The 15,326-nt window shown below is 34.5% G+C and carries 1 protein-coding gene and 1 pseudogene; both read right to left on the minus strand.

Features of this window, described 5'->3' with window-relative positions; all coding sequences use genetic code 11:
- Positions 1–4: 4 nt before the first annotated feature.
- Positions 5–13,969 (minus strand): T9SS type B sorting domain-containing protein, encoded by a 13,965-nt coding sequence (locus tag LG649_RS03860; protein ID WP_226541067.1) that lies wholly within the window; start codon positions 13,967–13,969, stop codon positions 5–7.
- Between the two features lie 255 nt (positions 13,970–14,224).
- A pseudogene (locus LG649_RS03865) lies at positions 14,225–15,326 on the minus strand (hypothetical protein); the annotation flags it as partial.

Here is a 15,326-nt window from a genome sequence, read left to right on the forward strand (position 1 = left end):
TATTTTATCTGTAAAGGGTAAAATGACCTACAAAATTTCTGTCATCTTCTTTATCGTTAAGTTTAACAATGTACCAATAATCTCCTGTTGGTAATTCTTTACCTTTATATTTTCCATCCCACTTATCGTTTACTCCTAACGTTGCTATTTTTCTTCCATACCTATCAAAAATATCAAAGGTTAAATTAGTGTATTGGTTTGCACAGTCTGGTCCCCAACCATCTAGAACTCCATCTCCATTTGGCGTAAAGTAATTTGACAAACAAATATCAATAAACTCAAAATAACGGGTTACTGATACACTACAACCATTAGTATCTGTTACCGTAACTGTATAGTCTCCAGACTCTCTAATAAAATAAGAACTATCACTACCCTGTGAATCTCCATTTAAGGTAAATTCATAACCTCCTGAACCTCCTGTTGCTGTGGCAACTATCTCGTTTATATCGCCGTCTGCAATCGATAACCCTAAAGCATCAAACGCTTCAATTTCGAAATCGATAATCTCTTCACAGGTATTGGAATGTCTTACTGTTATAAAATGTGTACCTGATGATAAATCTGTAAATACATTTTCTGTTTGATAGGTACCGCCATCTAATGAATAATCTATTTCTGTTAAATCTATTTCTGTATCATCTACATTTACTATAACCATGTTACTTGTAGCATCTATACCATTTGTACAATACTCAATTTCAAGGTCGGCTATAATTTCTACAGATTCTGGGAAGGCTATATTCCATTCTGATTCACATCCATTGGAATCAATAACATATAGAATATGATCCCCTCCTGATAATCCTGTAAAATCAAACTGTGTTTGTGTTGCTGTTCCTGTAAAATAACTTCCATTTACATCATCTAGAGTAACGCTATATGGCATTTCTCCTCCAGAAATCTCTATACTAAACTCTCCATCTTGATCACCCGTACAAGCTTCTGGATAAATGGAATCTGGTACAATACTAACCGATACAAATTCTGGCTCGGTGATGGTAAAATCGTAAAGTACAAAACATCCTAATTCATCTTGAGCTATAGCTTGATAAGTTCCTGGTGCTAAATCTGTAAAAATTGGTGTATCAAAAAACTGATCTAATCTTGGTGAAATAGCATATTTAATAAGTCCGGTTCCTCCGGATGCAGTAATCTCTAACATACCATCATTCTCTCCTGCACAAAGTACATCAGTAACATCAAAAACTGCTGTTAATGGGTCGTCAGGCTCAGTAATTTCAACTAATGAACTGGTTTCTAAACAGTCTCCACTATTTACTCTTACTTGATAAATCCCTGCTGGTAATTCTGTAAATATACCTGGACTATCTTGGATTACTGGAGTTATTGCATTTCCTGTGCTATCTTCTAAAGTATAAATATAATTACCTAAACCTCCTTGTGCTGTTGCTATTATAACACCTGTTTGGTCGCCATAACAGTTTATAGTAGCGTTTTCTGTATCTATTTCAATTTCTAAATCTGGTAAAGGATCTATTGTTATTTCGTTAGAAACATTCGAGGTACACGCATTAGCATCCCGCACATAATACTGATAGGTTCCTGGGGTTACAGCAAATGTAGTTGATGATGTAAATGTGCCTAAAATAATTGCAAAATCTGATGTTTCACTGTATTCATAACTTCCTGTTCCACCCGTTGCATTTAATGTTAAAGAGGCATCTGTTGTACATGTTTGTGTAGTTGTTGTTACTAAACTTGCCATAACTTCATCTGGCTGTGTTATGGTAATATCTGCTGATGTACCTACACAATTATAACCATCAGTTACAGTTACATTGTAAGTTCCTGCTACTAACCCGTCGAAAATCGGAGAGGTTTGAGGTCCTGAACTACTTACAGTTGGTGACAACATATTTAATGTATAACTATAATTACTGCCTTGGCCTCCAATGGCTGATACAGTTATTCTGCCATCTGAATCTCCGTAACATGTTAACATAGTGGTATCTGGAATAGCAGTTACTACAATTGAATCTGGATTTACTAAAACAACATTAACTGAAGCAATACAACCCGAAGCATCTCTTACACTAACTACATAATCGTTAGCTACTAAATCTTCAAAAGTGGTTTCACTTCCGTAAGGTACTATTATGGTTCCTGTTAAAGTTTCTAACTGATATTCATAATCTAACCATCCCCCTGAAGCTACTACAGAAATTGAACCGTCGTTATTTCCAGAAACACAAGTTATTTCAGTATGTGTTTCAGTAATTGTTAATGCCTCTGTTGGTGCATCAACTGTAAAGTTTTGCGAAACTGTACAATAAGGCGTATTCGTTAAATTAGCAGTTATTGTGTAGGTACCAGATGCCAATCCGCTAATTGTTGTTGGACCTGCATTTGCAACTGTTCCTGTAGTTACAGTCGCTCCTGTACTATCAAAAACTGTGTAGCTAAACGCTCCAGATTCATCTGTAGGCGTTGGTACTCTATCTATAAATGTAACATCTACACTTCCATCAGTATCACTAAAACAAGTTACATTAACAACAGAATCTATTTCTAAAGTAAAAGTATTAGGATCGTTTACATAATGTATAGTTTCTAAAGTACAATTAGTGTCTAAGTTTATAACAGTTATGGAATAATTACCTATTGGTAAACCTGTAAACACGCCTGTTGTATTTGTTTGATTATAAATACCTCCATATACTCCAGTAGCATCAATATCCTGAACTGTAAACTCTAAATTTGTTGGTGCTGGCCCTGTTGAGTTAACAGTTACAGTAATATCTTCATCATTAGTACAAGTAATTGCATTATCAACAGTTACATCTATACTTTCTAAAGATGTAAAAGGAGAAATTGTAGCTGTAGTACTTCCTACACAACCATTATCGTCATATACATTAATAGTGTAAGTACCACCTGAGAAATCAGATTCAGTATAAGAAGTATTAGCTCCATATTGTACAACATTACCTGATTTTATGAATTCGTAAATTGTATAGTTTGAAGACCCTCCTGTTACATTTGTTACAGTTATTGAAGCATAATTAACCGCATTTACACCTGTGTTACATGCATACTCTACAACTGTTGGTGCCGCTACCGTTATGGTATTAGGTTCGTTAACTACTACATTTGCAGTTTCAATACAACCTCTACCTGAGTTAACTTGTATTGTATAAGTTCCTGCACTTAAACCTGTAAATACATTTGATGTTTGAGCTGCCACAACAATAGGTGCTGTTATTTCATATGTATAAATTGGATTGTTATTACTTGCTGGTAAATCTACAGTAATAGTACCATCGCTGCCACCATTACAACTTACATCAGTAGATGCAGCAGTAAAGGTTACTGGAGTTGCTGCTTCTACTGTAATAGATGCACTATTTGTACACGTGGTTACATCATCTGTAACTGTAATAGTATAGGTTCCTGATGGCACACCAGAAAATACGTTTCCACTAAAACTTATAGTCGCTGGACTTGGACTAATTGTGTAACTATAGGTTCCTGAACCACCAGTTGCATTTACTGTAATTACACCATCATCATCAGTACAAGAAGGTACTGTTGTTAATTCTGGAGTAATACCTAGAGCATTATAAATTTCTATAGTATTTGTACTTGTAGCTGTACACCCATTAGCATCTTTTACAGTAACAGTATAAGTTCCTGGCGCATTTACTGTAAATGTATCGCTTGTTTGATAAGAACTTCCACCATCAATACTATATTCAAAAGGAGCTATTCCAGTTGTATTTGAAACTGTGAATGTATATGGATCTCCTGTTAAGTTACATTGATTAGATGCAAAACTTGGTAAAGTAACCGTTGGTAGTGGATCTGTTGTAATAGTAACATCAATCATTGCCGGACAATTATTCACATCTAATACATAAACATCCCAGTTCGTGTTTACAGAAGCATCTAAAATAGCTGAGTCACTATTAGTATAATCTCCAGCTACAGGAGTGACTCCATCTTCTACAAAAGCATAAGTATATGGCGATGTACCTCCGGTTGCTGTTACTGTTACTTGAGCACCTGTATTACAATTTGCATTTATATTACTTGTTTCTGTTAATGAAACTGTTGTTGGTTCTGATACTGTTATAGATGACGTTGCTGTACAACCTGTAACTTCATCTGTAATATCAATGGTATGTGTTCCGGTTGGCAAGCCTGTTAATACAATATCGCTTATTGTTTGAGCTGTAATTACGGTTGTTCCTCCATCTAAAGAATAACTATAAGTACTGCTAAAGTTTGAAACTGTAAAAGTAACTTCTCCATCGGTACTTCCGTTACAACTTACATCTGATACTAATAAGCCAGAAACAGTAATATTTGTAACAGGGTTAACTGTATATGATTCTTGGTAAGTACAACCATTAGCATCAGTTACTTCAAACAAATATGTATCTGGTAAAAGACCTGTGTATGTTCCTGTAGAATCGCCGGTTGTATTAGAGGTTGCACTTGCTGGCTCTAAAATAGCATAACTTACTGGCATTACTCCTCCTGTAGTTGTAAGTGTAACATCACTTGTAGTATTAATACAGGTAATATCGGTTGAAGCAAAGTCTAAATCCGTTGGTGGATCCAATGCTGGTACATTTTGAGTTTCAGTTGCACTTAAACAGCCATTGCTATCCATTACAACTATAAATACATCACCTGGTGTATTGGTTGTATAAGTATTGTTTGATGAGAATAATGTACCTCCATCGAAGCTATACGTGTATGGTGATGAACCTCCACTAGCCGTTACGGTAATTGTAGCTGCCTGAGATGCATTTGAAGCATCACAAGTTAAACCTTGAGTTAAAGTAGGACTAGCTACTACTATAGTTGGCTCAATTAATGTAACTGAAACTGGTGCTGATACACAAGATTTACTGTCTCTTACAACAACACTATATGTATTTGGTAATAAACCAGTAAACACATTAGAAGTTAAAAACGTTGTACCTCCATCAATACTATATTCATAAGGACCTTCTGTTCCTGAAGCTGTTACTGTAATAGTACCATCACTTCCACCGTTACAACTTATATCTGTATGAATTTCTGTTGCTACTGGTGTCCCTAAAGGGTCTACAGTTATTATATTAGATGTAGCTTGACAGGATTGACTATTTGTAACTCTAAATTCGTAAGTTCCAGATGTTGTAACAGTATAAGTATCACTAGCTATAACCGCGAAAGCACCACCATTTATACTTACCTCATAAGTATACGGACCTACACCAGTACCTCCGCTTGGTGTTAAAACTATGGTGCCATCTGGAGATGTTGTACAATCTATATCTTTTGTTAAATCAGCATCTAGTTGTAATTGAGGCTCTACCGTATATGTTGTAGAGGCAATACAACCATTGTCATCTTGAATACTCAAAGTATATGTTCCAGGCGTATTTAATGTAAAATTCGGATCGTTTTGATAAGCGCCACCGATACTATAGGTTGCATTACTATTATATGTTGTACCCGTTATTGTAATTGATATTGGGCTACCAACATAACATTGTGTTGCTAAAGTATCAATGGTTGGCTCTGCATCTCTTGGTAAGAAAATTGTATCGAATTGTTCACAACCATAAGCATCACGAATGTAAATATCATAAGTTTGATTTCCTGCTAAGTTGAAAGCATTAGATGTTCCCCAGCTTGATGGATCAGGAGTATTTCCTGTAACCACGGCCTGATATTCGTAAGGTGATGTTCCGTTTTGACCAACGGCAATTATTGTACCTAAATCATTACAATTTTCATTTTCTGAAACTGATGCTGAAACCGATAATAATACTGCTGATTCTGTTATATTAAACTCTGTTGTAGCAACACTACAACCTGCGTTAGGAGCTCCTAAATCCTCTGTTATAACAACTACATATGTTCCAAAATCTAATGGGCCTAAGTTGGTAACATTTAAAGTTCCGTTTGATGGTACCGTACCTGATCCCGTTACTCCTGTTGAAGTTAAAGAAAGTGCTTCAAAAACTTCGTAAGTAACATTAATATCAGAACCGTAAGTACTATTAACATCAAAACTCACATTACCATTTCCCGAACCTGTACAAGTAATATTTGTAGGTACTACATTTGATGATGTTAATGTTGAATTTGTTGGAACTACGTCACCTGCTGTTTCGTAATAATAACACCCTGTTGTATCGTCATACACCACAAAGGTATAAGTTACACCAGGAATAAGCCCTGTAAACGTTGTACCTGCAGGAGAACCAATTCCAAGTTGCCATGCTGCAGAACCATCATAAGTCATTCCTGATCCTGTGTAAATTGCGAAGTAAAAAGGTCCAGAACCTACAATACTTGTAGATGTACCAATACTTACATCGACCTGTCCTCCTAAAACACAATCTACAGTAGGATCAGCAATAATAATATCTAAATCATCTGGTGGTGAAGCAACTAAAATATCTTGCTCTAAATAAGTACAACCGTTGGCATCTGTAATTATAATTTCATATAAACCAAAATCAACTACTTCAAAAACTTGGGTAGTTCCTGTTTGATTAGTGATTGTATTATCATATCCATTGGCACCCGTTACATGATAGGTATACTCTGTTGTACCTCCTGAAACGGAATCTATAATAATTTCTCCTAAAGATATTCCACCTGTACCACAAGTAATTGGTGTAACACTATAATTCAAAACAATAGGCGAAGGCTCTGTAATATTAATTGTATCTGTATCTGTACATCCCTTAGCATCCGTAACCGTAATCGTATAATTTCCGGCTGTTAAACCTGAAGTTTGTGTACCATAATCTGTACTCGTTGTATTATTATAAACATTTATTACAAATGGAGATTGCCCTAAAGACATATCTATTGTTACATCAATTGCTGCAGTAGCCTCGCCACTACAAGTAATTTGAGCTGTTTGTACTACTGAAGTTATACTAGGGTTTACAGGAGTTGTAACTGTTACCTCATTAGTTTCTACTATACATCCTACCGAATCAGTAATTCTAAACATATAAGTACCTGCAGTTGTTGTAGAATAAGTAAACATGGAACCTGAAAGTGTAGGTGTAAATGCTGTATACGATGAACCACTGTCTGTAGATACTTCAAAAGTTGAGTATGAAGCTGATCCACCAGAAATATCTACATCAATTGTTGCGTCAATTGGTGCAGCACATGTAATATCTTTTGTTAATAAAGCGTCTGCTTGTAATTGTGGGTTAACTACTAAACTTTGTGATGCTGTACAACCATTTCCATCTTGTATGGTAAAGGTATATGTTCCTGGTGCAGTTATTGTAAATGTTGGACTTGTTTGAAAGCCAGAGCCCATACTATACATTGCCGTACCTACTGATACAGTTCCAGTTAAATTAATAGTTAAATCGTTACCAATATAACATTGTGTTGCTATAGGGTCTAAAGTTGGTTGAGCATCTGCTGTAATTGTAACTGTTGTAAATGTAATACAATCATTGTTGTCTTTTACATAAACATCCCAAGTTAAATCTGTGGCAGAATTAGTATCTACTGTTACCACATTATTACTAGAATAAGATGCTAATGCTGGTGCCGATGCTCCTGAAATAACTGCTGCATATGTATAATTTGGTGTTCCTCCTGAAGCTGATACTGTAATTTGAGATGTATCGTCATCACAATAAACATTTGTGGTTGTTGCCGATAAAGCTAGAGCATTAGCTGGTTGTGAAACAATAACGGAAGCTGTATCTGTACATCCGGTTGCTTCATCAGTCACCTCAATTGTATAAGTACCTGCCGCTAATCCTGTTAAAGGTATTGAATTTGCGGTTTGTCCTGTTATAACAGTTGTACCACCATCTAGTGTGTAGCTGTAAGAACCTCCAAAATTAGATATACTAAATGTTACCGCTCCAGTTGAGTCTCCAAAACAAGCAACATCGGTATTTAAATTTCCTGTTGCAACAATATTTGTTACCGGTGAAACAGTAAATGATTCTTCGTAATAACAATTATTTTCGTCAGTTACTCTAAATATGTAAGTATCTGGCGCTAAACCTGTAAAAGTACCTGTTGCAGCTCCTGTGGTATTTGAAGTTGCACTTGCAGGAGATTGTATAGAGTAAGTTAACACACCAACTCCATCTGTTGCTGTTAATGTAACATCGCTTGTTGTAGCTAAACATGTTACTGTTGTTGCAGAAAATGCAATATCTGAAGGTGGGTTTAAAGCTGTTAACGTAACACTATCGCTAAACACACATCCGTTGTCATCTCTTACAGAATAAGTGATGGTTTGATCGCTACCATTATCATTAATAGTTAAGGTATTTGTTGCCGAATAATTTGAACCATTAAAACTATATTGATAGGGTGAACTACCTGTAGTTGGAACATTAATAGTTATTTGTGCCGATTCAAAAGTATTTGAAACGTTACATGAAAATTCTGTAACTGTATGTGTTGTTGTTAAGGCTGTTGGTGCTGTTAAAGTTACCGAACCATTATAGATACAACCATTATCATCTCTTACTTGATAAGCATATGTTCCTTCTGATAAATTTTCGAATAACGAGGTTGTTGTAAAACCTGCTGAATCAAAATTATATTCATATGGTGCAGTTCCACTTGATGCTACAATTTGTACAGAACCATTAGAATCTCCACTACATAAAGGATTAACTGTTGTTTCTGTAGCTGTAGGATTTGTTATTGGATTAATAACCACTGAAGCCTCTGCTATACAATTCTCGGCATCTGTAATTCTAAAATAATATGTTCCATCGGTAGAAACTGAGTAAGTAAATGGGCTTGCTGACGGTGTTGGAGTAATTGCTGTATAAGTTGTTCCGTCTGTAGAAACTTCATAACTAACATAAGGTGTGTAACCTCCTGTATAACTAATCTCGATTTCTGCATCTGGTGAGGTTGTACAATCTAAACCTTTTGTTACGGCTGCATTTAATTGTAATTCTGGTTCAATTGTTTCTGTACCTAAAGCGTAAGTACAACCGTTAGAATCTCTAACAATTATGTCATAACTACCTGGTGTTAAATTACTAAATACATTATTTGAAGTAAATGATCCTCCATTAATATTATATTCATAAGGCGTTGAACCTCCAGATGCAATAACCTCTAAAGAGACTCCTGTGCTAGCATCATAACAATACCCTGTTGTAACATTTATTGTAGCAGTTGGCCCTGTTGGATCTGTAATGTTTACAGGTGTTGTAGCTGTACAACCTTGTGAGTCTGTAACTCTTACTACATAATTCCCTGCTACTACATTAGTTAAAACACCATTTGCTGGGAATGTAGCTACTAAATTTAATGTAGAATCTTCTAATAATTCGTATGTATATGCTGCTGTACCTCCTGAAGAACTTGCTTCAAGTGTTGCTCCATCTAAACAAGTTGGTGGTGTAACATCTACATTTAATATTAATATAGTAGGTTCAAAAATTTCTTGAGTAAAAGGGAATTCACAAGTATCTGATGCATCATCGTATCTAATTTGCACATCATATACTGCTGCTAACAAACCTGTTATTGTATACGGAGATGTAGTTTCTGTTACCCAAGTTACTCCGCCATCTACAGAATATTGATATCCATTTGTGGCATCAAAATTTTCAACAGCTATTGTTATTTCACCATCAGAAGAACCTGAACATGAGACATCTGAGGTTCCTGTTATTTCAGCTGAAAATGCATTACCCGAATTTACAACAAAAGGAAAATCTATTGTAGTAACACAACTAACCGGTAGTTGGTATACATTAATATCGTCAATAGCTATATCATTACCATTAATACCAAAAATATTTGTTCTAACAACAAAATCTAATTCTGTATTATTACCTGGATTTAATTCTATATTATATTCATTCCATTGTTCGTTTTCAGAAATAGTACCCGTTGTAATAGATGATACAATATCGCCAGTTGTTGGATCTAAAACAGCTAATAGCAAATCTGGTTCTATACGGTTTCTATTTTCTTCAATTACATTAGCTACAAATAAATTTACACGAATTGGTTGATTAGGTATTACATCTGTAATTCGTTTCTTGTAAAAATTATCGTCTAAAGAAATTCCAGCTGTAGTTGATGGATCACCTATATTTACTAATAAGTACCTTCCAAAGGTAGATCTATCTCCAGAAGTATGATCTATTGGATTCCACCATGCGCCAAAAGGACTTTCAATGTTATATGTAACAGAATATTCGCCATCATTTACAGAAATAGCAGCTCTACCATCTCCAGGTCTTACTTGCGATTCAAAAATATAAAAATCAATTCCAGGTGACTCAACATTTGTTTCACCGAAGCCAAAATTCTCGGTTAATAAATTACTAAAAGTTGGTACATCTTCTAATTTATATTCTACAGTGATAACATGAGACCCTTCTGAAACATCTAAAAAGGTTTTAGGATCGGCAGTATTTGTGTTTTCAACACCATCTAAATAATAGGTATAGCTAAAAGTACTATTATCCTCGTTATTAACGGTTACTGTTGCATTTGCTGAACCATCACAATTAAAATCTGGATCACCAACAGTTATTGTTGGAGGTACAGGTTCTGGATCTAAAACGATATCTGGCATGGCATAAATACAACCATTTGAATCTCTTATATATAAAGTATAAGTACCAGGATCTACATATGCCTCGCTTGTAGTTACCCAAGTAGCCTGATTATCAAAACTATATTCGTAAGGTGCCGTTCCTCCTTGTGGGTTTGTAATTCTTAATGCTCCCTCTCCTGAGGCACCACAACCTGCTAATTGAGAAACTCCTCCCGATGCTGTAACCGCATCGTCTGGTTGTGTAATTGTATAATCGGTTACTTCACTGTAACAATTTACACCATCGATAGAATATTGGATTATTGTAGAATATGTTCCTGCATCTAAATTAGAAAATGTTGAAGAATTACTGTATGTTGCTCCGTTATCTATACTATATTGTATGCTATAGCCATTTGCATTGGTTACATTAAATTCTATTACACCTGTACTTTCATTATAACATAAAATATCGGTTACATTTACATTAAAAGTTGGTGCATCTAGGGCTTCAACGGTAATTGATGTTTCTGTAGTACAGTTATTATAATCTACAACAGTTATATTATAAGTACCTGCAGAAGTTACCGTATAAGTTGCAGTACCTTGAAAATCTGTTGTGCTGTTAATAAAATATGAATATGGAGCTGTACCTCCAACTGGATAGATTGTTAATTCTCCATCTTCGCAGGTTAATGCTGTAGTTAAAGCAACAGTTGCTGTTAATTCGTCTGGACTAATAATTTCTATATCTTCGGTATGTAAACAACCATCTTCAGTTTCAATATTAACGGTATATGTTCCTTCACTTAAATTATTAAAAGTATAATCATTATCCGCTATTGGACCTACACTATTAACTAAAGTTGCTCCATCGTAAATAGAGAAACTGTATTGCCCTCTAGCATCGTTAGCTGCTAAAACAACACTACCTAAATCTCCATAACATAATGGTTGATTTATAATTACAGAACCAGAAAAATCTACATCTCTTATTTGTACATCTGGAACCGTAAAAACACATGGATTTGGAGATACGCCAACTTGTCTTATATAAACAGTGTATAAACCTTCAGTTGAAATATCAAAAACATTACTATTTTGATAATTTGTACCATCTATACTAAATTCGTAACCACTAGGTATACCACCAACTCTAATTTCACCATCTGTATCACAATATATATCTGTTGCTGTTACGTTTGGTTCTAAAACATTTGTGTATACATTAAAAAAGAATCTATTAAAACAACCTCCATCATAATTTAATGTAAGTCGGTATTGTCCTTCTGTATCTATTGTAAAATTAGACCCTGTTCCTACTTGGTTCCATGTACATGAGGTATCTTCATTAGCACAATCTTGATTTGCTACTGCTGTACAGCTACTTTCATCTAGCTTTTCCCATATTATAGAAGTAGTATCGGTTATGCCTGTTTCTATATCTCTAGCATCATTTGCACCACATAAATAGAAGTTAGGTAACTCTTTACCATCATTAGGACAAACTACAACTTCATCTGCATCTGGAATTAATGGGTTTGTAACACCGGCACCAAAAGTAACAACTTCAAAAACTTGATCTATAGATTGGCATGGAGCTATGGCTGTATTATGCACATAATAAGTTCCTGTCTCTGTTACTGTTAAAGTTTGATCTGTTCCAATTACTGGTGTTCCCGAAGGATCTGTTGACCAGGAATAAGAATCGTATCCTCCTCCTGCTGTTAATGTTGTACTATCTCCACAAAGAATAACTTCTTCTTCGAAACTACAGTCTATATCTGCTAAAAAATTTGTTGCTGCTGGCGTTATTAAACATCCGGTATTTGTTGAAAAACTGGGATCATCTGATATTGTAAAATCTGAGTTTATTGTTCCTTGATAAGTAGAATATGCTTGATTACTAATTACATTAGAACATGCATTATTTAATAAACTACATGAAGCAACTACAGTTACCATAAAACGAATTTCTCTAACAGGATCATTTTCTTCGATTACTGAATCATCAATATCAAAAATAATTTCTCTAGTATCAGGATCGTAACTTTGAACTGTTACACCTGTTGGTAAAACGCCTAAATCTGTCGGGTAATTAAACACAACATTATCCGGAAGTATATCCCTGATTATTAAACCTGTAGCATCATCATTTCCTGTGTTTTGAAAACCTATTGTATAATAAAGTTCATCACCTAAAGCAACTTCTTGATCACTAATATCGTTACCAAATTCATCTTCAACAATTTTCGTTAAAACAATATTTGGAGCTATAATTTCAACGGAAAAAGCGTTAAAATAAAAATAATAAAGATCTCCAAAAGTTCCTATAGTTATATTTGCAGAAGTATCTCCGTTATCTATTACCGTGTTTGATGCATTTGGAATATTAAGAATACCAGCATCAAAACCAAGAGTATTTGAACTACTTGGATTTCTATCTGTAAATAATTCTGGTGTTTGAAGTACAGGATCTATATAAGACACAGAACTATTAAAGAAGTTTGTACTTGGCCTTATATTATTTCCAGCAGAATTGGTGGCACTAATAGGTGTTCCATTTATTGCTAAATAATCTCCTGTGTACCTGGTATCTCCTTCTAAGCCTAAAAAGGCATATTTTGCTCTAACTGGTCCTGTATCTATTGTACGGAATCCTGAAATAGGAATGTTTTGAGTGCTGGTATTACTAATTCTAGTCATACCATCAAAACTTGTAATATATTTACTAGTTAAGTTTGGGTCTTGATAAATAACGTAAAGCGCCCAACCGGCAGATAACCCTTCAGCATTGTCGTAATTTGTACCTCTATCACGACCACTTGAAGTAGAATCTGCATAATCATCGTAATCATCATCTTCAAGAGAAGAAATGTTTGCAACGGCATAGGTTCCTTCAGGATTTGCTAAACCTTGTATTATACTTGTGACATCTTGATAATACACAAAAGTATTTGAAGAATTATTGTCTGGAATATTAGTACCACCAATTAAAGCTGCATTTTGAAAATAAACCTCTGTACCAGTGATATCCATATAGCTGCCACCTGGTGTTTTAAATTTTATTTGTGAAGGATCTGTGCTACCTGCAACAACAGAAGTCCAGTATAAACCTGCATAAGCGATTTGATAACAATCAACAGAACTGTCTGGAACATTTAAATCGGCCGTACTAGAATTAAAAGTACTGGAATCTCCATCAATATCGACATAAACCATTTCTCTTAATCGGTCGTTGGTTTCATTACCAGAATAGGCATTACTTTCATGAACACCCATATTACTGTTTCCAATTAAAAGCATATCCCCTTTGATAGCTTGATCGTATCTGGGGGCAAAAGGCACTAAGTTTTGACCATCAATATTAGAATACCCTAATACCGTGAAAATAACAACCAAAAAAAACTTAAAAAAGTACTTTTTTTCCATAAGTAGGCTAATAATTTATTAATAACTAAAGTCTTGGGAAACTTAAGTTAAGTTATTTATTACAAAGGCATAAAAATCATCTTTTTTCTATATCATCTCCAAACACCTAATTTTAAAACCTTTAATCGAGGTAAATATCGTAATTTTTTTTAAAAGAACATTGATTTTAATTCTAAAACTTACCTTTTAACGATAAAAAAACACAAAATAACGGAAAAATAACAATAATGAAAAAGATTATTCCTACAAAAAATTTTATTTTACATTTACAACAGAAGCTTTTGATGTATAAGGTTCTGTATTACTTTTTTGCATCTGCATTTGTGCTTGATTTAAATTTGAAAATACTTTACTATATATATAATATTTACTTGTATTAACATCATAAAAGAAATCAACAGCTCTTTCTCCAGACTGAATAACCTTTCTAACAAAATCGTCACGTTTTTCTACATCTGAATGTACAGCTAAAACTAAGTAGAAACCACTATCAACATTCGGAATATTATTTAATATTGAAATATTATTTGGGACAACTTCACCAAAGTCAAAACTATCAATTGTAGGAGAAGTTGTGCTAACTTGTGTATTTTGTTTAATTACTTGTAAAGCAGCTCTATCTTTATTATATCTGGCTTGTTCATTATCGAATGCAGCACGTTTTATTCTACGTTTGTTCTCGTAATCTGTAGCAACTTTAATTTCGTCTAATTTTGTTAATAAATTTTGTTTTGTTGCCAGTAATTGTGTTTGATATGATTTTAGTTTATCTATTTCCTTATTATAAAACTCATTAACCTCATCTTTAGCATTTTTAGTACTTTTTAATCGGTCTTTATAAACTTCTTCAAGTTCCTTTATACTATTGCTTTGGTTTACAATGGCTTTATCTAAATCTCTTTTAACAGCTTCTAACCTAGCATTTTCTGCAGAAACACTTTTAAATGGTTTTGGCTGTCTAAAAATACCTTGATCACTTAAATCATTTTCTTCTTTTAAGTCATCTAAGTCTTTTTGCTTACTGCCTACTAAATCTTTTAAACGATTTAGTAAGTCTGATTGATTAATACTTTGATCTACAGATAATTCAGCTAATCGTTTCATTTCTATAGATTCTTTATCTTTTGCTGTAGGAATTACAACTCCTTCTAATGGTATTACAGATTCAGTTTTTGCTTCTGCTGCTAAACGTTCTTGTTCTGCTTTCGTTGCTGCAGCCTCTGCTTCTGTTCTTTCTTGTGCTAAACGCTTAGCTTCTGCTTCTGCTTCTGCTTTTGATTTTGCTTCTGCTGCTAAACGTTCTTGTTCTGCTTTCGCTGCTGCAGCCTCTGCTTCTGCTCTTTCTTGTGCTAAACGC

Source organism: Neotamlana laminarinivorans (assembly GCF_020523925.1).
Lineage (GTDB): Bacteria > Bacteroidota > Bacteroidia > Flavobacteriales > Flavobacteriaceae > Neotamlana > Neotamlana laminarinivorans.